General features: G+C 45.0%; 15 protein-coding genes. 12 read left to right on the top strand and 3 right to left on the bottom strand.

Annotation, left to right across the window (positions count from 1 at the left end):
* Nucleotides 1-84: 84 nt before the first annotated feature.
* Nucleotides 85-402 carry a hypothetical protein gene (locus ASD24_RS08950; protein ID WP_056694618.1) on the top strand — a complete coding sequence of 106 codons (318 nt, stop codon included), beginning with the start codon at nt 85-87 and terminating at the stop codon, nt 400-402.
* A gap of 158 nt (nt 403-560) precedes the next feature.
* On the opposite strand, the gene ASD24_RS08945 is transcribed toward ASD24_RS08950, so the two are convergent.
* A complete protein-coding gene (locus ASD24_RS08945) occupies nt 561-2,309 on the bottom strand; it encodes a bifunctional metallophosphatase/5'-nucleotidase (protein WP_056694616.1) in 1,749 nt (582 codons plus the stop codon).
* Nucleotides 2,310-2,579: 270 nt separating this feature from the next.
* Here ASD24_RS08945 and ASD24_RS08940 point away from each other — a divergent pair, with 270 nt between their 5' ends.
* The 7 genes from ASD24_RS08940 (at nt 2,580) to ASD24_RS08910 (ending at nt 7,819) form a co-directional block, all read left to right on the top strand.
* Entirely contained in the window at nt 2,580-3,581 is a 1,002-nt protein-coding gene (locus tag ASD24_RS08940) for a phosphate/phosphite/phosphonate ABC transporter substrate-binding protein (protein ID WP_442952587.1), read from the top strand.
* A gap of 195 nt (nt 3,582-3,776) precedes the next feature.
* Nucleotides 3,777-4,574 carry a phosphonate ABC transporter ATP-binding protein gene (gene phnC, locus ASD24_RS08935; RefSeq protein ID WP_056694609.1) on the top strand — a complete coding sequence of 266 codons (798 nt, stop codon included), beginning with the start codon at nt 3,777-3,779 and terminating at the stop codon, nt 4,572-4,574.
* The gene (gene phnE, locus ASD24_RS08930; RefSeq protein WP_082560341.1) at nt 4,571-5,428 is read left to right on the top strand and encodes a phosphonate ABC transporter, permease protein PhnE; all 858 of its coding nucleotides are present in this window, start codon (nt 4,571-4,573) and stop codon (nt 5,426-5,428) included. Before phnC ends, phnE (ASD24_RS08930) begins: the two co-directional genes overlap by 4 nt.
* Nucleotides 5,425-6,231, top strand: coding sequence for a phosphonate ABC transporter, permease protein PhnE (gene phnE, locus ASD24_RS08925; RefSeq protein ID WP_156395388.1), 807 nt, complete (start codon nt 5,425-5,427; stop codon nt 6,229-6,231). The genes phnE (ASD24_RS08930) and phnE (ASD24_RS08925) overlap by 4 nt, the downstream gene beginning before the upstream one ends.
* 392 nt (nt 6,232-6,623) lie before the next feature.
* Nucleotides 6,624-7,121: a hypothetical protein gene (locus ASD24_RS08920; RefSeq protein WP_056694607.1), complete on the top strand. Its 498-nt coding sequence runs from the start codon at nt 6,624-6,626 to the stop codon at nt 7,119-7,121.
* On the top strand, nt 7,121-7,540 hold the full coding sequence (locus tag ASD24_RS08915) for a hypothetical protein (RefSeq protein ID WP_056694602.1): 420 nt from the start codon (nt 7,121-7,123) through the stop codon (nt 7,538-7,540). The genes ASD24_RS08920 and ASD24_RS08915 overlap by 1 nt, the downstream gene beginning before the upstream one ends.
* A gap of 18 nt (nt 7,541-7,558) precedes the next feature.
* Entirely contained in the window at nt 7,559-7,819 is a 261-nt protein-coding gene (locus ASD24_RS08910; protein ID WP_056694599.1) for a hypothetical protein, read from the top strand.
* A gap of 122 nt (nt 7,820-7,941) precedes the next feature.
* Here ASD24_RS08910 and ASD24_RS08905 read toward each other — a convergent pair whose 3' ends face one another.
* Together ASD24_RS08905 and ASD24_RS08900 are read right to left on the bottom strand one after the other, a co-directional pair.
* On the bottom strand, nt 7,942-10,749 hold the full coding sequence (locus ASD24_RS08905; protein WP_056694598.1) for a DUF5689 domain-containing protein: 2,808 nt from the start codon (nt 10,747-10,749) through the stop codon (nt 7,942-7,944).
* 368 nt (nt 10,750-11,117) lie between these two features.
* Nucleotides 11,118-11,594: an RNA polymerase sigma factor gene (locus ASD24_RS08900; protein WP_056694594.1), complete on the bottom strand. Its 477-nt coding sequence runs from the start codon at nt 11,592-11,594 to the stop codon at nt 11,118-11,120.
* 374 nt (nt 11,595-11,968) lie between these two features.
* Between ASD24_RS08900 and ASD24_RS08895 the strand changes: the two genes are divergently transcribed.
* The 4 genes from ASD24_RS08895 (at nt 11,969) to ASD24_RS08880 (ending at nt 16,400) form a co-directional block, all read left to right on the top strand.
* Nucleotides 11,969-12,682, top strand: a complete 714-nt coding sequence (locus ASD24_RS08895; protein ID WP_056694593.1) for a response regulator transcription factor — start codon at nt 11,969-11,971, stop codon at nt 12,680-12,682.
* Nucleotides 12,679-14,145, top strand: a complete 1,467-nt coding sequence (locus ASD24_RS08890; RefSeq protein WP_056694591.1) for a sensor histidine kinase — start codon at nt 12,679-12,681, stop codon at nt 14,143-14,145. The genes ASD24_RS08895 and ASD24_RS08890 overlap by 4 nt, the downstream gene beginning before the upstream one ends.
* Nucleotides 14,142-15,299 carry a hypothetical protein gene (locus ASD24_RS08885; protein ID WP_056694590.1) on the top strand — a complete coding sequence of 386 codons (1,158 nt, stop codon included), beginning with the start codon at nt 14,142-14,144 and terminating at the stop codon, nt 15,297-15,299. Before ASD24_RS08890 ends, ASD24_RS08885 begins: the two co-directional genes overlap by 4 nt.
* A 426-nt stretch (nt 15,300-15,725) precedes the next feature.
* Nucleotides 15,726-16,400 carry an ABC transporter ATP-binding protein gene (locus tag ASD24_RS08880; protein WP_056694589.1) on the top strand — a complete coding sequence of 225 codons (675 nt, stop codon included), beginning with the start codon at nt 15,726-15,728 and terminating at the stop codon, nt 16,398-16,400.
* Nucleotides 16,401-16,407: the final 7 nt, after the last annotated feature.

Here is a 16,407-nt window from a genome sequence, read left to right as displayed (position 1 = left end):
TAATAAAATGGATATAATAGAGCTTATTCACAAAGCACGGGTATTCGTATAAGGTAAGCTAAGTAATGGAGGTTGTCTGGAACATTGAAAAACTCAACAATTGCAACATGTCTCTTTTTATTTAATGGTTTGTACTTATTAACATTATTTGCGTATCCCATCGTGTTGATGATGAGCCTATTTATGTTTGATGCCCTAACTTCATATGACTATGCATCGAACTATGCTGCTGCCTTTTATTTACTGATGTCTTATCCGATTGCTGTGTTAGGATCACTATCTTGTTGGGGATTCTATCATAAAGGGAAGTATAAGTGGGCTATAGCTATGGCGAACCTGTTGTTGGTATGGATTGCTTTGTTTATACTCGTGCTCATTGTGAACAGTATATTACCTTTTTAGAGGTTCAGGCGAATGCCTGGCCAATCATGAAATGAAATAGCCTATGAGAGATTCTTAATCAAGAACCTTTCATAGGCTATATTAATTTGGTAGAGGTTTTTCTAACCTCCAAGTGGTCTTTATAATCGTTTCAGTTGAAGTTAAGACATGTCCGTGTCCTAGTTCATAACCTTCCAATTATTCGCCGGCTGCACCGTCAACGGTTGATGTCTACGAATGTAATCCTCCACTAATGCAGCCATATCCGTGGCTCCTTCATGCAGCACCTTTTTACCTGGATACATAGCATAATCGCCTCCCCCAGCAGCACGGTAGCTATTCATGACCACAGAATAGGAGCTATCCATCGCAATTGGTATACCATGACGCTCTAGCTTCACGACTCGATTGCCTACAGGCTGAGAGATATCAAGCTCGTATTCAATGCCTGCCCACATATCATAATTGTAATGCTGTGGTTTAGGTTCGATGTAGGCCGGGTTAACGATAACATTCCCTGAGGAATCCAGTTCGAAGTAGCGTGCACTTTGCTCCAACGCCTCTCGAATATCCTGACCACTCAGCTCTAATACGGTAAGCGTGTTAGGATAGATGAAATTCGATAACACATCCCGAACCGTGATCTGACTTCCGAATCCGCGGGCTTCTTCACTAAGCATGGCCGTATTTGAGAGCTGTGCTCCCGTTGCTTCCATCTGTACCTGATGAACAAAATCAATGAATGGATGTGCCTGAAGTCGGAGCGTTGTCGCATCGGAGATCGACAAGTCACCGGATACCGCACCAATCGGTTGATCTAACCATGCTTGAGCCTGAGTCTCCAGTTCATCCGTAAGTGTCATAACCATGGCATCGGGTTCAAGCTCATGCTGTTCATCCAAGCGCAGAAGCTTAGCTTGTTTATCTGTAATCTGCCATGTTTCATCTGGACTTTGCTGTAACTGAACTGATACATGCCCTATGCCGCTTCCACTGAATCCAGGCTGAATGACGGTTACACCATGGATTTCGGTAGCGAGCTGGCGATGCTGATGTCCTGTGAGAAGTACATCGATCCCTTTGATATCTCGACAGATCGCATACCCTTGATTCTCTCCAGTCAACCGTTCAGCCGGTTCCCCAGTCTCTAGGTCACTTTCGAATCCACCATGATAACTAACCACAAGCACATCTGGCTTCTCCACTTCGCGAATGTAATTAACCCATGCACGAATGGTATCTAATGCATCAAGGAACTGTAATCCTTCAATATTTTTGGGATGTTCCCAGTTCGGGATGTAGTGTGTAGTCGCGCCTAGTAGAGCAATTTTGACACCCGTAGATAATGTCTTAATCAGATAGGGAGGGCCAAATGCAGGAATGCCAGCTTCCAATGGTGCTAGGGGACGTTTCCCTTTTTCGGAATCAGTTCCGTAAGAATGAACAACAATGGAGTCATCCTCATAAGTCATGAAGCTTGGCTTTTTGCCCCCAACAGCTTGCTCACTTTCTAGTAATCTTTCATGATCTTCTTGCGGACGAGTCCGAACGATGTTAGCAGACAACCATGGGAATGTAGAGCCTTCAACGGCTTCATGGAGCAGCTCCTGACCATAATTGAACTCGTGATTTCCCATGACTGCTGCATCATAACCGAGTTCATTCAACACGGTGATGAAAGGATGAATATGATGCTTGGATACGTTGGCAGCCGCGTAGGAGGCCAGGGGAGAGCCTTGTAGTAAGTCACCATTATCCACCAGCATCAGTTCAGGAGAGCGCTCACGTTCTTTACGAATGAGTGTAGCTAGCATAGCAAGCCCGGCAGGGCGATAGGCATTGGTGTTGTAATGAATCGGACGGATGGCTCCGTGCAGATCACTGGTGAACAAAATATCGAAGGTTGTCGTCGGGTAAGTAGGTTTCATTTTACAATCTCCTCTAATATATAAGTTTATATATATGGAATGACCCCAAAAAATGGAACGATAGAAAGAATGGAAGAAATAGATGCATGCCTGATATTTGTGCCTATTCGATGCTTGTCTTCTTCAATTCTCATCCATAATGAGCCTATTCTAACAGATGAAATCGTCCCTGACAGCATGACAAAAAACTTTACAAAACTCCAAATTTCGTTTCACATGGCGCAAATATTTGCCAATTATAGTAGATAAGTATTGAAAAATAGAAACTCTTTGGAGGGTGTTCGCTTGAAGAAGTCCGCTTTATTTTTACCATTGTTGATTTTGGTTCTGTTTCTGAGTGCATGTGGGTCTAATGCTACGACAGGTTCGTCTAACGGGGCTGATACGAGTTCGAATGCGTCCGGTACGTCTACCGATACGGCAGAAACAGAAAAAGAAGCCGAAGGTTATGTACCAACAGAACTAACGGTTCAATTCGTTCCTTCTCAAAATGCAGACACGCTTGAAGCAAAAGCTAAGCCGCTGGAGAAACTGCTTGGCGACAAATTGGGCATTCCGGTAAAAGTCAGCGTATCCACAGACTACAACACAATTATTGAAGCAATGGCTTCTAACAAAGTAGACGTAGGTTTCTTGCCTCCGACAGCTTATGTACTAGCTAAAGAAAAAGGCGCAGCTCAAGTTATTTTGCAAGCTCAACGTTTTGGCGTAAATGATGAGACAGGTGCTCCAACAGAGGAATTGGCTGATTCTTATAAATCGATGTTTATCGTGAAGAAAGATTCACCGATCCAAACGATCGAAGATCTTAAAGGTAAGAAAATCGCTTACCAGAACGTAACGTCTTCGGCTGGTTATGTATGGCCTGCAGGTTTGTTGCTTGATAATGGCATTGATCCATTGAAAGATGTATCACCTGTAACATTGAAAGGTCATGACCAAGGTGTTATCGCTGTACTGAACGGTGACGTTGATGCAGCAGCAATTTTCCAAGATGCTCGTAACACTGTAGCGAAAGACTACCCAACTGTATTTGAAGATACACGTGTACTGGCGTTCACAGAGCCAATTCCTAACGATACCATTGCTGTTCGTACAGATATGAATGCAGATTGGACTGCGAAGATCAAACAAGCTTTCATCGATATCGGTAAAGACACAGAAGGCCACCAAATCATTAAAGAGATCTACACACATGAAGGTTACGTAGAGTCCGATGATAGCAAGTTCGAGATCGTTCGTCAGTATGGCGAAAAAGTAAAAGGCGAGTAATTGTAGCTTAGAAGTGCTACAACTCTAGAAGTCGTTTTACAATCTTGTTGCTTCACGTATCTCTTTTGATGGGACTAGCTATATCGTATCAGAGTGGGCAGGCCAGTTCAGCGTGATCTACGCTGCGCTGGCTTGTGCCATTATAGCAAGGCTTCGACCTGTATGATCATTACGAATGAAAGAAGGATTATTGCCATGATTGAGCTTCATAACGTCACCAAAACGTATGCAAACGGCACAAAAGGCCTGGATAATATTAATCTGAAGTTTGAGCAAGGCGAATTTATTGCGGTCGTTGGTTTGTCTGGAGCAGGGAAGTCAACCCTCTTACGGTCCATTAATCGACTGCACGATATTAGTGAAGGTGAGATTAAGATCAATGGAAGTTCGATTACGAAGGCGCAGGGCAAACGCCTGCGTATGATCAGACGTGATATTGGTATGATCTTCCAGAGTTTTAACCTAGTGAAACGCTCCAGTGTACTCCGTAATGTACTGTGTGGACGTGTGGGATATCATTCCACCATGCGTACCATCCTGGGTCGTTTCCCTAAAGAGGATGTTGAATTGGCATTTACCGCGCTAGATCGGGTTAACATCTCGGAGAAGGCTTACTCCCGTGCAGATCAATTGTCTGGTGGACAACAACAGCGTGTAGCGATTGCGCGTGTACTTGCCCAAGAAGCCAAAATTATTCTAGCTGATGAGCCGGTGGCATCACTAGACCCACTTACGACGAAGCAAGTTATGGATGATCTGAAACATATCAATCAGGAGCTAGGCATTACAACAATCGTCAATCTCCACTTTATCGATCTGGCAAGAGAGTATGCGACCCGGATCGTAGGATTGCGGGCAGGTAAAGTTGTATTCGACGGCCCAGTTGAAGAAGCAACGGATGAGCGATTTGCAGAGATTTACGGCAGACCGATTCTAGCTGATGAATTACTGGACAAGCAGGCTGTGCATGAGCAGGGAGAAGTTCTGGTATGAAGGGACAATCCAATGTTTCACTCCAGAATTCAGGCAAGCCAGGCATAGGCAAGGAACCTGGTTCCGGCCCGAGTCAGGTCGTTAAGCGTCCCAAACCCCCTGGACGCACGAAGCATCTACTCACGTTAGCCATTATTTTGCTTCTTCTCTGGGCGAGTGCGAAGCAGACCGATGCAAGCTTTACGGAGCTTTTTGAAGGCTTGCCGAACATGTGGGATCTGCTAAAAGAAATGTTTCCACCCCGGTGGAGTTACTTTGATAATATCGTTCAAGGCATGCTGGAAACCATTCGTATGGCTCTGATTGGTACAACCATTGGGGCGATCATTGCCATTCCGGTGGCTATTATCTGTGCGGGTAACCTAATGCCTAGTCGCTGGATTTACTTCCCTGCACGTTTTGTACTCAACCTGATTCGGACAGTGCCGGATCTGTTGCTTGCTGCTTTGTTTGTTGCGGTGTTTGGCCTAGGGCCAATTCCTGGTATCCTGGCACTGGCGGTATTCTCTGTAGGTCTAATTGCCAAGCTCACCTATGAGACGCTAGAAACGATTGATCAGGGGCCACTGGAAGCGATGACAGCTGTTGGCATGAACCGTATTCAGCTCATTGTGTATGGCGTTGTACCACAACTGGCTGCTCAATTTACATCCTATGTCCTATATGCCTTTGAAATTAATGTACGTGCTGCTGCCATTCTGGGATTGGTGGGAGCCGGAGGTATTGGACTTTATTATGAGGCTACACTTGGATTCCTGGAGTATGACAAGACCAGCGTAATCATTCTATTTACCCTTGCTATTGTTCTAATTATTGATTATGTAAGTACTAAGCTGCGGGAGAAATTGCTATGATGAAAAATGAAACAAGCCGCATCCGGCCGAAACCACGGAAGAACCCGCTTCGCTGGGTTATTGTTATCCTGCTGATTCTGGTGTATGCCTGGGCTCTTGCCGGTGTACCGTTTACCGGGTTTAAAGAAACCGCTGGACAGATTATGAAGGCGATTATCGCTGGTATATTCTCACCAGATTGGGACTTTGTTTATTTGCCTGAAGGAGAAGATTTGCTGCGTGGATTGCTGGATACACTCGCCATCTCCGTACTCGGTACGGTGATCTCTGCTGTATTATGTATTCCATTTGCCTTCTGGTCTGCACGTAATATGAGTGGGCATCGCTCAATCTCGGGTGCAGGTAAAATGGTGCTTAGCTTCATTCGTACGTTTCCAGAGATTATTATGGCTTTGATGTTTATCAAGGCTGTAGGTCCCGGATCGTTCGCTGGGGTGCTTGCCCTTGGTTTACACTCCATCGGTATGCTCGGCAAACTGTACGCGGATGAAGTGGAAAATATCGACTATGGTCCTTCGGAAGCGTTGCTCGCTACTGGAGCCAATCGTATTCAGCAATTATGGTTCGCTATTTTGCCGCAGGTCATGCCTGGATTCTTGAACTATACCCTGTATCGCTTTGAAATCAATGTCCGGTCTGCGACCATCCTGGGTGTCATTGGAGCCGGGGGGATTGGTACACCGCTGATCTTTGCACTGAGTACGCGGAACTGGCCGCGTGTAGGTATTATTTTGCTTGGCATTATTGTGATGATTACAATCATTGACTTGATCTCGGGATATATTCGGAAGAAGCTGGTGTAATGTGGAGAAGATTATTAAGTGCTAGTTATGATACAGCATTTAGTAGTCTTCTTTTTTTGTTTGTATCTAAGTCAGGACGTGTTATACCCTAGGTGTTAACGAATCCGAGAAGCGTTATATTTCGAAGTACTAGGTAATGTATCTAATTTTTGCGCCCAAAAGGCATATGAGCGTGCCAACGATTCGTTAGCATTTCCTGGATGCAGTTCTCCCCCGAATAAGGCTAAATGAGTTCGTTAGAGATGGAAGGTGCAGGATCAATGGAAGTGACTTCAGATCGTCAAATGCTGTTTCTTTGGAGAATTTTTGGTATGATTTCTTTATAAATACATGATTGAAAAGGGAAATTTATAATTTATTCACTTTCACTTATCTAGTGAGGGGGCTTTAGGTTGAGGTTAACACAATTACGTTTGTTCATTATTATTGTTGTTTTAGTTGGAGTTGGGCTGGTTGCATGGCTCTATCCATTTCCGAAGAATATTCATATTGAGCAGCAAGCTATTCAATATACTCAAGATGATCCAGCATCTGCGGTAACTACGAAGATCAAGGTGGAAGGAAGGATGGTTCGTCCTCTTTTCCGTCATGCATCCTTTGAAGGCCACGTGTCTGTAGATAACTTTGATCTAACTCAGAAGGAGTATATGTCGACGATTTATGTACTAGAGAGGAAGAACCATGTTAATAAAGGTAGTTTAACTTACAATAGAATGGAAACTCCTTTCGATTATAGCTTGATTGGTCTCATTTATTTCAGTGATGATTGGAGAGAGATCAGTATGTTTCTCGGATCTACTGGGGATGAGAGAACACAAACGCATGTGGTTACAGGAGCTTCCAATTACGAAAAAGCTGTGGAGATTCAAGAGAAGATGAGAGGGAAGTAATGAGAACTGCGACCATTTTAATCATAATTTTGCTGACATTTGTTACCGGCTGTACAGGGCAGAATCAGCGCATCGATCCAAACGAGTTTCTACATCAATTCCAAACCTCACTTGAAGAGCAGGGGCTGGAGGTTAAGGTCATGGAGCCTTCATCCAGTGTTGATATGCAGGGTTTGATTCCTCATCAATTCAGCATTTCTCACAATGGGGAGGACAGCGACACCGTATTTATTTTTTTTACGGATTCTATTGAACAAGCAAGGCAAGCGCTGGTAAAAGCGAACTTTAACATCTCGCTCATAACCAAGGTCGGTGAGTATACCAATAATAATGTCATTATTATTCAATTCGCACATGACGGTAACCTGGATAAGTATCGTTCTCAGATTTACACAGCGATATCTAGTGATGAAGAGTGAGGAAAGAAGGTGAAGCACATGGAGACATTTACTATCGTCTGGATTGTGTTTATGATAGCCATATTATTATATCGAATGATTTTTCAGAAGTTTAAGGAGCATAACAGAGAGAATATCGGACTTAGTGGAATCCTGATTATTTTCACGTGGAGTAATTACACAATGCTGCAGATGAACCAGATCGTATTCTTTGCCATTATTGCCATCGCTGCGTATTCTGCTGTAGTGAACGGCATGCTGTTGACCAGAAAGATCAATGAGCCGGAGCGCTTGTCATGAACAAATGAATTGATGAACTAACGAATTAATGAATATATGTAAAAAAACCGAATCCAGGTAGCTCAACGTGGGGATTGATCCCATCCAGGCTACTCGTGGTTTCGGTTTTTTGGTTTGTTTTATTAGCTTGCCAATGGCAGAGCTGCTTTAGTGACTTGAACTGTAATGGTCTCAGTGCTTGTTACACCTGCTGCATTGATCAGTTCCGCACGGTACGTGTACGTTCCGTTGGCACGACCAGACAGATCGGTTACAGCACGCTGAGATGCTGGTGTTGCAGCCTTCAATTCCTGTGTATCGATAAGTACATCATTTTCATAAAGGCGGTATTCTGTAGCATTTGTACCCCACCAGAGATTCATTGTTACACTGTAAATGCCATCGCCATCCCAGTTATCTTGGGAAAGAGTAGCTTTACCTGGTGCCGCATTGGTTACTTGTACCGTCAGCTCGTCACTACGCGTAGTGCCTTTGCTATTAGTCAGCTCGGCTACATACGTATATGTGCCATTGGCTTTGTCAGTGATCGCTGTTTTGGTTGATTGTGCAGAAGGTGTAGCTTCAGTTAACTTCTGTGTATCAACGAGTACGCCGTTCTCATATAATTTGTATTCCGAACCATTGTCGCCCCACCACAGATTCATCGTGACGTTATAAGAACCGCCGAACAGTCCTGTTGTATAGCCATTATCGGAAGAAAGCACCGGTTTACCCGGTGCTCCCACAGCTGGAGTGGAAGGGACTTCGCCTCCACCTTGTTCCTCGGCAGCAACAAAATCATTCAAGCTTCTAGGTTTTAATTGATATACATCTCTGAAAATTGCCGATACACCTGTGATGTCCAGCTTGTCGCCTGCAGCATAAGGGAAGGACGTTTCAGTTACACCTGTACGTGTATCCACGCGCACATGTGTAGTTGTTCCGTCAGCAGTCACTGCATCGAATTCAAATGATCCAGCAGGCGTAGAGCTAATGATATTTTGAACCGTTACATCTTTCAGCTGTACGAGTTGACCTTGGTTAGCATCATTAATGGCAGTAACGAGAGCCGGAGCGGGAACAGAAGCAGTACCCGTCTTCTCAATAGCTACAACATCGGTAAGCTCAAATTCACTGTTATAGATCGTCGTTGGTGCTGTAACTTTCACTTTATCGCCAACTTGGAAGCCACTAGTATGCTGGAATACATAGATTCCAGCTGTCTCATCCTGAAGATAGAAGGCTTGTCCGCCGAATGAACCTGGCTGTGTTGTAACTACACCTTCAATGGTTACCGTTGAACCAACTGCTTTGGTACGAGCTTCAGCAACCGTAATTGTTGCTGGGATTGGTCCTTCTTCCTCTGGCAGCGGCGTAGCTGGTACGTTACCTACAGTTACGGCATTGGTGATCAAGTTGCTGCCGTTCAAGCGTAGGCGCAAGCTTGCATTGCCGTTTGTACCTGGTTTGATGCGAACGTTGAGGTCTTTGATTGCACGACCTTTACTGTCTGAGGTTACACTAAAAGTAGAACTATAACCGTATGATGTCGGCCATGTGCCGCTGTCATTTTGGATCATAGCTACTTGCGTTCCACCAGTCAGGTAGATCCCTGCGCTATAGCCTGATACCGTTGTATTTGGAGGCATGTTCTCTACTACAACACGTACCTGGAATTCTTCCGCATTAGGGAGTGTATCCTGTTTTACGAAGCTGTAAGAAGCATTCGCGCTAGATGCAGGTCCACCGTAAGATCCAGCTTTGAATGTGGAACGATCATACCACTTGTATCCAGCAGCAGGTGCAGCCCAAGGTTCAGCTTGTGGTTCTGTAGAAGCCGCTGGCTCTTCGAATGGCAACAGGGCAGTAGCGGTATCTAGTTCCAGCCCAGCCACTTCTGTCAGGCTAGTATAGTTTTCTTGCGTCGCGAGCCAGTTCACGGTGTTCACGAGCAATACAGCATCATCTGCTTCTTTGAAGCCGTCATAAGTTGTTTTGCGTGTGCCTGTCTCTTCACGCAAGTATTTAGGCGATGCATCTTCCACAGGGGAAGAGTCACCGATGAAGGCAGCTTTACCCGCACCCAGCTTGGATACAGCGACGTAAGGGCCTTCTTCAATGCCACCACCGTTGTATACACCTTGGTCAACAGCGTTATTCCATTTTGCATTGGTTTTTGGCAGATACACGATACCTTTCGCAAGCGTTGGGTCTGTGATCGCCAGTGTAGAACCAGCATGCATAGCTACGGAGGATACACCTTCCGTGATGCCAAAGGCTTGGTCAGCCGGTACGATAATGTTGGCGTCAATATCACCAAGTGCGTTGTAGCGGAAACGGATGCCGAAGTTTTCGGACAGCCAGTCTGTGCTCGTTACATTCTGCATAGCCTCAGAGTTACGTTCCTCTGTGCTCATGCCCTTAGTTGGCTCTTCGAACGCCCCACGGCGATAACCGTTAATGGCTTCTGAACCGTCCCAGCGGTTTTTGTTACGATCGGCATTGTAATGATCTCCGATGAAGAAGATGCTGCCGCCTTGCTCAACATATTGTTTCATTGCTGCTTGTTCCGAAGTTTTGAAAGGAATCTGAGGTTCTGCAATAACGAATACGCTATACTCTTTCAGATCCTCATAGGTAAATGGGGTTGTCTTGCGCAGTTCCTTTACATCATATCCATCATTCGCTAACGCATTTCCAAAGTCCGAGAAACCACCATCGATCACCCAATCTGCGGCTCCAGCCGTCTGACCGTGTGAGTTGTCGAACAATACCTTTTTGCCAGCATTTTCGTTAACGACCTTCGCCTGAATGAATGGTGCCGGATCTGTCGGCCCTTCCGCATGTACCGATGCATCTCCGTTCCACAATCCAATCTGAAGCGGCAAAGCCATGGACAATGCTAGGAGTGATTTTAACCAAACTCCCCGCAAACTTCTCAATTTACCCAACCAAATCCCTCCCAAATATTAGGACGTACCTGAAAACTCCCTGAAGTGCATCTTTTACCGCCTTGTCGCCCCCTGCTGCGTCACTTTCCCTTGACGTGCCCCGGCACGCCTGCGTTAAACTTCCTGACTTGGAACGAAAATCCGGCAAAATCTGCTTCCTTCGGAGTTTTCAGCCCCGCCCTAGTTGATTCATAAGTTCGTCCATATTCTACCATACCAAAATCTAACATAGTCATACCAAATTGTAAAAATTAACTCGATATTTGTAAAATTGGGTATTATGACATATTCATATAGGTCTTAGGTGTATATAATCACTTTTCCGTGTGCTACAATATGTTCATTTTCGTAATAAAAAAAGCCATCTCCTAAGAGATGACTTTGGCTCGGATTCGATTGACCGCATGGAAGACAGAGGACTTAATCATGCCTTCACTGCGGTTGACCAGCTCCGCTGTTTCTTTGATAGAATATCCATGGATCAGGCGTAGCTCTAGTATTTTACGATGCTCGGTATTGTTAATATGGGAGACAAGATCGTTAACACCTTCATTAATTTCAAGACTTGGTGTATCCAAATGATGTGTGGGTACTTCCAGTCGGCTGTCACGCCGTAACGTTCGAGTACGTCTGCGGAAGCTATCCATTGCTAGATTGCGAGCAATACGCTTGAGATAGTAGAGAAGTCGATCTTCGGGTATGGGATCAGTAACTTTCATGAGCCGAATGAAGCATTCCTGGGCTAGATCCTCGGCATCCTGCGGTTGTTTGAGGATATGTGATAGATACCTTGTAATTTCTGATTTATAGTTGATGTAAGCATCATTTATCTGTGTGTTGTTCATATGATGTGAATCCCCCTTGGATACAGATCAGGCTTGATTCCGGTCTGGTTACTCTTGCTTATGATGCAAGTATATCGGGCGGTTGTTTCCAAACCGTTCAGAGTTGTATCGGAGTTGTAACATTTCTCGCATTCCTCTGTTCAAGGAGCCAATTTGCGATACAAAATAAGGGCGTAACTGAAAACTCCGAAGGAAGCAGATTTTGCTGGATTTTCGTTGCAAGCAAGGAAGTTTTCCGCAGGCGTGCCGGGGCACGTCAAGGGAAAGTGACGCAGTAGGGGCGAAAAGGCGGTAAAAGATGCACTTCAGCGAGTTTTCAGACACGACCTAGGCAACAGAAGAAATTCATAGAGCAGGGAGATTACGAGAGGACCATGAGACAAAAAGAGATTTTGATTATTGAGGACGAAGAATCCATTCGAGATATTTTATCGTATTCGTTGCGCAAAGAAGGATTTGAGATAAAGGAAGCCGCTTCTGGCAAAGAAGGCCTAGAACTGCTTCGTCAATCGAAGCCCGATCTGATCCTGCTGGATCTGATGCTGCCGGATATGAGCGGGTTTGATGTGTGCAGACAGCTATCTGTGAATTCCAAAATTCCTGTAATCATGATTACAGCGAAGTCCGATATGTTAGATAAGGTGCTCGGCATGGAGCTTGGAGCAGATGATTATATTACTAAACCTTTTGATATCCGTGAGGTTGTTGCACGTATTCGAGCCATCTTTCGCCGGATCGACCTGATTAGTGAAACGCTGGAGAATCAATCTTATGAGGTTGTAAGGTTAGGCAAACATATCGAGATCCGCAAGGATGAGCGTGAAGTGTGGAAGGACGGGGAACGTGCAGGTCTAACGAATAAAGAATACGATCTGCTGTTATTTCTGGTGAACCATCACCGTAAGGTGCATACACGCTCTGAACTGCTGGACAAGGTATGGGGGTTTGAATTCGCTGGAGATACCCGAACGGTGGACATTCATGTACAACGAATCCGTAAGAAGCTCGATAGCGGAGCACAAGGAATATCGATGATTGAAACGGTATTTGGCGTAGGATACAAATTGAATATTCAGGTGCAGACATGAAGTGGACGATTCAGTTCAAAATGGTCGTGTTATTTTCAGCAATCGTGTTCATCGGATTCGCTGCTCTCTTGATTCTCTCAAGCAAGGTAGCTGAGGAGAATATGTACCGAGAAGTGCATGAAGATATCGTTCAATCGAAAAAAAACCTAGATATTGCGCTGAATCAGTATTTCTTGATTCATAATAAACGAATGAGCAAGGATACGCTCGAAGCTGGAAGCCGCGAGCTTGCGGAGCAGATCGGTTCTGCGGTTGGTGGAACGATTACGGTCTACCGTCCGGATGCGTCGTTATATAGCGCCGCGAACAGCGGGGTTAACGTTGTTAAGCGGACTGACATGCCTGATGTTGAGCAGGCTATGCAGTCTAAGATTGCATACACAACAGTGGTCGATCAAGGTCAAGTGACTGCAAGTCTATCTTTTCCGATTCAATCAGGTCAACAAGTGATTGGCATTGTGCAATTGGAGAAAGATTATACCGATCTGTATAAGCGGAACCTCCGTTTCCAAAATACGATTAAGCTATTTGCGGCGGCTATTTTCGTATTTATATTTATCGCATCGATCTTTATTTCCCGGAAAATCACTCAACCGATCCGTGTACTGACGAAACGGTCTGCTGAAGTGGCGCAAGGAAGTCTCCATGCAGATATTCAGATTACTACGAAGGATGAGATTGGTGAGCTGGCCTCAAGCTTTACAGTCATGATTGACCGGGTTCGAGAGCAGATTGATGTCATTGAGCGAGAACGGGACGAAGTGAAACAAGTGCAGGCACGAAGCAAAGTTTTTTTTGATAATGTAACGCATGAATTAAAAACGCCTCTAACGACGATTCTGGGATACGCCCAGATCTTACGGGATAATGGATTTACGGATCAGGCATTTTTTGATAAAGGCATGAACTATATCATCAAAGAAAGCCGCCGTCTCAATACGATGGTTGCCGATATTCTGGAGGTGTCTGTGTCATCAGCAGTCATTCAGGCGTATCGGTTCGAGCGTATCGAAGTTTCCGATATTATTCGCGAAGCTTGTGAGGACATGTCCATCAAGGCAGGCAAGTACAACATTGGTATCCACTATGAACTGGAGGAAGGGCTCTACCTTCACGGGGATCGCGACAAGCTCAAGGAGGTATTTCTCAACGTTCTGGATAATTCGGTGAAGTACAGCGATGTGAATTCGATTATCGAGGTACAGTCCTCTCGTGAAGGAGACAGTATCGATATTGTCATTCGCGATCAGGGAGAGGGAATTGGTGCGGAAGCGCTCCAGTATGTATTCGAGCCTTTCTATCAGGATAAAGGGATTAATCGCACGGAAAAAGGAAGCGCTGGACTCGGATTGTCCATTGTGAAAAACATCGTTGAGCGTCATGGGGGAACAGTAGAGATGAAGAGCATCATACATGAAGGGACACAAGTGCATATCCGTCTTCCGGGGGAAAGGAACGCATGAGGCCTTCAGGATTTTGGCGTAATCAGCGTGATAGGTTGATGCTGTTCGGGCTGTTGATTGTATTTGCCTGTGGCATCTTCGGTATCGGCAGTCTGTTTAGCATCGGGAACCTTAAGCCCAGAACGGTAATTCTTCCGAGTGAGCAATTCAATAGCGCCCTGGCACCACCTCCGAGCAGTACTATTCAGATTGAATCTGCTACAAAGATTCCGAATGACTTTGGGATTTATGATTTTGACGTGGTGGATCGTAATACGTTGGTCGTTAATGGCCCGGAGAAGTCCTATACTGGCTTGAAATTATCCCTCTTATCTCTGGATGATAATAAGGTGAAGGATATTGGCGGCAATACCGACTATGGCGTTTTCCTAAGTCCAGACCGCAAGAAGCTAGTCTATTCACAGTACCGTTCAGGTCAGGTTCAGCGCACTACATTTAGCTATGAACTGGGCACGGGGGAGCGCAGTAAGTTTGGACAGGATAACTCGTACTACAGAACGTTTGTGGGAAACAGTACCTATATTGGTCAGGATGAACTTGCCTTTAGCCAGATGAATATGAGTACAGGTAAAGCACGTGTGATATACACTCATCAGGAACTGATGTCCGTGCTCAAGGATGCGAGTGATGTGAAGAATGCAAGTGACACGTTTATCGTGATGGATGTATTCGAAGTGAGTCCGGATTTGAAGCAAGCCTATATCCTCGTTATGCTCAAAGACAGCTTCGCCATCTATCGTATTTCTCTTGAAGATGATCATGAAGTAAGCATGGTTATGAAAATGAAAGACATTCAGCAATTTAGGCTGTTGAAAAATGGGGATATGATTGTCCAAGGCGAGGACAACAACGTACAGGGATTGTATCGGTACACTGCAGAGCAAGGTCAATTGCATCTGTTGTTAAAGGGGACGTATTGGAACTTCGATCTGGATGCAGATGAATCCCGTCTGGCCTACGTCATCCCGATGGATAATCAGAATAATGAAGTGCACATCGCTTATCTAAATGACAATGAACTAAGTTCGGATACGGTAATCTATCGTAATATTGAGAACTTTATGAAGCTGAAGTGGTATGATGATGAATTATTCGTAGTAGGCAGCTCGTTAGACAAAAGCGAGTTATATCGGTTTAGCTTCCGGGCTTGGTAGTGTTGAGGGGAATTTGTATGGCCTTGTTCTGCACAATGGTGGTTGTAGCCATTCTGCGAACAAGGTCTTTTTTGTGCCACATTTTACAACTTAGATACATCTATGGACGGCTAAGATACATCTCCACCCTATAATTTAGAGGAAGTTCGGTAAGTCAGCATCTGAATTAAACGAAACATTTGCACGAGAACGGAGAGGACAGAAATAACATGGAGAAGCGAAGCGTTCGCCTTTATCCCGGGATTTTCCCTTTGAAAAAAGGGAATCAAAAAAATCTGGGGATAAGAGCGATCGGAAAGTTATTCTGTCATCGGAGTGGCAAGTGTAAATATTCTTTAGTTCAACGTATACGGTACTGAAAACCGACTTTTTGAACATGTACTATAGTCATACATAATCAGCAGCTTGAAAGGAAGACAAGAAGGAATGTTACGAGTTGAACATTTATCCCACTCGTTCCGCAACGCACAGGGAAGCGTGCCGGTGCTTCAAGATATTAATCTGACGATTGGGAAAGGCAAGATGGTTGCTCTGCTGGGCAGCTCAGGTTCAGGAAAGTCCACCCTACTTAATCTAATGGCTGGGCTGATGAAGCCAGATCAAGGCAAAATTCTCATCGCTGATCAGGATATTGTTCGCTTCGGCGAGAATCGTCTGGCGGAGTTCCGACGCAGTCATATCGGTTTTATTTTTCAATCGTATGAGCTGTTGTCCAATCTTACGATTCGGGAAAATGTGGAGCTGCCGCTGGTGTTTATGGGCGTGAGTCCCTCAAAGCGTAAGGTAAAGGCGCTACAGTTGCTGGAGCAGGTGGGTTTAGGTGAGAAAGTTAATCTGTTCCCTTCCCAATTATCTGGTGGTCAACAACAACGGGTCAGTATTGCACGCTCCCTCATTACTGAGCCGTCGGTTATTTTCGCGGATGAGCCTACAGGGAATTTGGATACGGAGACGGAGGAAGAGATTATTGCGATTTTGCAGAAGCTTAATCGGGAGATGAACACGACCTTTGTCATTGTGACGCATGAGGCAGAGGTGGCTGAGCAGATGCAGGTTGTACTTACGCTACATAAGGGTGTGTTGGTTGAAGAGACGGCATGAGAAGCTT

Source organism: Paenibacillus sp. Root52 (assembly GCF_001426865.1).
In the GTDB taxonomy this organism is placed as follows: Bacteria; Bacillota; Bacilli; order Paenibacillales; family Paenibacillaceae; genus Paenibacillus.
This window is presented reverse-complemented; position numbering and strand designations above follow the sequence as displayed.

Coding starts and splice junctions, on each gene's coding strand:
- ASD24_RS08895 (WP_056694593.1), top strand. CDS start 11,969: ATGAGACAAAAAGAGATTTTGATTATTGAGGACGAAGAATCCATTCGA.
- ASD24_RS08885 (WP_056694590.1), top strand. CDS start 14,142: ATGAGGCCTTCAGGATTTTGGCGTAATCAGCGTGATAGGTTGATGCTG.
- ASD24_RS08915 (WP_056694602.1), top strand. CDS start 7,121: ATGAGAACTGCGACCATTTTAATCATAATTTTGCTGACATTTGTTACC.
- phnC (WP_056694609.1), top strand. CDS start 3,777: ATGATTGAGCTTCATAACGTCACCAAAACGTATGCAAACGGCACAAAA.
- ASD24_RS08880 (WP_056694589.1), top strand. CDS start 15,726: ATGTTACGAGTTGAACATTTATCCCACTCGTTCCGCAACGCACAGGGA.
- ASD24_RS08900 (WP_056694594.1), bottom strand. CDS start 11,594: ATGAACAACACACAGATAAATGATGCTTACATCAACTATAAATCAGAA.
- ASD24_RS08890 (WP_056694591.1), top strand. CDS start 12,679: ATGAAGTGGACGATTCAGTTCAAAATGGTCGTGTTATTTTCAGCAATC.
- phnE (WP_082560341.1), top strand. CDS start 4,571: ATGAAGGGACAATCCAATGTTTCACTCCAGAATTCAGGCAAGCCAGGC.
- ASD24_RS08945 (WP_056694616.1), bottom strand. CDS start 2,309: ATGAAACCTACTTACCCGACGACAACCTTCGATATTTTGTTCACCAGT.
- ASD24_RS08910 (WP_056694599.1), top strand. CDS start 7,559: ATGGAGACATTTACTATCGTCTGGATTGTGTTTATGATAGCCATATTA.
- phnE (WP_156395388.1), top strand. CDS start 5,425: ATGATGAAAAATGAAACAAGCCGCATCCGGCCGAAACCACGGAAGAAC.